This window comes from Flavobacterium sp. (genome assembly GCF_039916025.1).
Lineage (GTDB): Bacteria > Bacteroidota > Bacteroidia > Flavobacteriales > Flavobacteriaceae > Flavobacterium.
On record NZ_JBDSMB010000030.1, the window covers coordinates 1 to 2,901 of the forward strand.

The window sequence follows — 2,901 nt, forward strand, 5'->3', positions numbered from 1 at the left end:
AGAACCACTAAAAAAACCTGATACTATCGTTAAAAAACCGACAGTAAAAACTCCTGAGGTTAAAAAGCCGGATGTGAAAAAACCTGAAGTTAGACCAGAAGTTGTCAGTTCGGGTATCGCTTCATTCAAAGTGCAACTTTCTGCAAGCGGAACCAAGTTGGATCCAGTACCAAGTAACTTTAAAGGTTTAGGCAAAATTTCGGTTGCTTCAGAAGGAAATTTATACAAATATATGTATGGTGAAACATCAAGTTATGAGGAAGCAAAAAGACTATTATCGGAAGCCAAAGCCAAAGGATATTCATCTGCCTTTTTAATTGCTTATAAAAATGGTAAGAAAGTTTCGGTTCAGGAAGCATTAAAGCAATAATAATAAGGAGTTTTAATTATTTATTTTAACTTTGTCAAAAAAGATTTACATTGAAAATCACTAGAGAAATTAAGACCGCAATTTTAGTAATTGCATCTATTTTGTTATTTATTTGGGGTTATAGCTTTTTAAAAGGAAGAGACTTACTTACGGATTACAAAATATTCTACGTTCAATATGACAATGTTGAAGGTTTGGTTAATTCAGCACCTGTAACGATTAACGGACTTACCGTTGGAAAAGTCAGCGAAATTAAATTCTTGAATGCCACAGGTAAAATCCAGGTTGCATTACAAATCAAATCAGATTTTCCTTTTTCAAAAACAAGTGTGGCTTCTATCTACGAACCTGGATTAATTGGTGGAAAGCAAATTATGATTATCCCTAATTTTGAGGACAAATCGGTTGCCGTATCTGGAATGACATTAATGGGAGATACTAAGCCAGGTCTAACATCTTTGGTCGCAGAACGATTGACGCCGCTTCAGGAAAAAGTAGAAAAAATGGTAGTTTCTGCTGATGTGCTTTTGAAAAATGTAAATACGATTTTGGATTCCAAAACAAAACAAAATCTAAAAAGCAGCATTGCCAACCTTGATGCCACTTTAGCCGAATTTAAAGTTGCTTCAAAATCAGTAAACGAAATGTTAGCTGAAAACAAAGGAAAAATCAGCTCAACATTGGCAAACGTAGATAAAGCTTCGGCTAACTTTGCTAAAATATCTGATTCAATATCCAAAGCAAACATTGGTAAAACAGTTAAAAGTTTAGAGAAAACACTAGCCAGTGTTGATAAAATAATGGCAGATGTGCAAGCCGGAAAAGGAACTTTGGGCAAACTTGCCAAAGACGAAACCATGTATGCTAACTTGTCTAAATCGTCTAAAGAGTTAGAATTGTTGTTGCAGGATTTCCGTCTTAATCCAACGCGTTATGTGAATGTGTCACTTTTCGGAAAGAAAAACAAACCTTATAAGGCACCACCAGTAAACGATACTATTAAAAAGTAAGACGTAAGCCATGATCTATATCGACAACATACTTTTTGCTATTATCCTCATTTTGGGTATTGGTTTTTTTACAAAAAATGTAATTAAACTAAAACGCAATATTAATTTGGGTCATGATGTTAATCGTTATGATAATCCATCAGCACGCTGGAAAAACATGGCAATGATAGCGTTGGGACAATCCAAAATGGTAAAAAGACCGATTGCAGGTTTTCTTCACATTATTGTTTATGCAGGTTTTATTATCATCAATTTAGAAGTTCTTGAAATCATTATTGACGGACTCATTGGAACACACAGAGTGTTTTCTTTTCTTGGTGGATTCTACAGTTTCCTTATTGGTTCGTTTGAAATTTTGGCTGTTTTAGTATTAGTTGCTGTTATTGTTTTTTGGATTAGAAGAAATATTATCAGATTAAAACGCTTTGCAAGTTCCGATTTGAAAGGCGCACCAAAAAGAGATGCTGATACGATTTTGTATTTCGAAATGGTTTTGATGTCGTTGTTCCTGATTATGAACGCCACCGATTTGCATTTTCAGTCAATGAATTCCGGAAACATAATTTCACAATACATCAATCCTTGGTTTACATCTTTAGATATTGTTCAGGTTGAAGCCATTGAAATGATTGCCTGGTGGTTGCATATTACCGGAATTTTAGTGTTCCTGAATTACTTATACTATTCAAAACATTTGCATATTCTTTTAGCTTTCCCCAATACGTATTTCGCCGATTTGAATCCGAAAGGACAATTCGACAATCTGGAAAGTGTTACCAATGAGGTAAAATTAATGATGGATCCAAACGCTGATCCGTTTGCAGCACAACCTGTTGATGCCAATGCGGTTCCACATAAATTTGGAGCTTCCGATGTACAGGATTTGAATTGGGTTCAATTGCTTAATGCATATACTTGTACGGAATGTGGTCGTTGTACTTCTGCTTGTCCCGCGAATCAAACTGGAAAAAAATTATCTCCACGTAAAATCATGATGGATACGCGTGACAGAATGGAGGAAGTAGGCAAAAATATAGATGCCAACAAAGGTGTTTTTGTAACTGATAATAAAGCATTGTTAAACGATTACATTACCGCAGAAGAGTTGTGGGCATGTACAAGTTGTAATGCCTGCGTTGAAGAATGTCCGGTAAATATCAGCCCGTTGTCGATTATCATGGATATGAGACGCTATTTGGTAATGGAACAAAGTGCCGCTCCACAATCTTTGAATGCGATGATGACCAACATTGAGAACAATGGTGCGCCATGGCAATACAACCAACAGGACAGATTAAACTGGAAGAATGAATAATAATTGATATGATTTATCATATCTGAATTGGAATGTGATTTATCACATTTAATTAATAAACAACTACAAATTACCATAAATGTGAGACTTGGGAATTTGTCTAATGAATGTGAAATATAAAAAGTAAAAAAATGAAAGCGGAAGACATTGACAAGAGCTTGCAAAGTATTACCCAAAACGGACAGCATTTAAGTCCGATTTTACCA

At 35.1% G+C, this 2,901-nt stretch carries 3 protein-coding genes; all 3 read left to right on the plus strand.

What is annotated here, in order from left to right:
• Nucleotides 1–370 (plus strand): SPOR domain-containing protein (locus ABIQ27_RS01575; RefSeq protein WP_348031418.1); only part of this gene is annotated, 370 nt, incomplete at its 5' end.
• Between the two features lie 50 nt (nt 371–420).
• Nucleotides 421–1,380 carry an MlaD family protein gene (locus tag ABIQ27_RS01580; protein ID WP_348031420.1) on the plus strand — a complete coding sequence of 320 codons (960 nt, stop codon included), beginning with the start codon at nt 421–423 and terminating at the stop codon, nt 1,378–1,380.
• 10 nt (nt 1,381–1,390) lie between these two features.
• A complete protein-coding gene (locus tag ABIQ27_RS01585) occupies nt 1,391–2,695 on the plus strand; it encodes a (Fe-S)-binding protein (RefSeq protein ID WP_348031422.1) in 1,305 nt (434 codons plus the stop codon).
• Nucleotides 2,696–2,901: the final 206 nt, after the last annotated feature.

Bases quoted from the DNA above. Each gene is read 5' to 3' on its own strand.
- ABIQ27_RS01585 (WP_348031422.1), top strand. From the start codon at position 1,391: ATGATCTATATCGACAACATACTTTTTGCTATTATCCTCATTTTGGGT.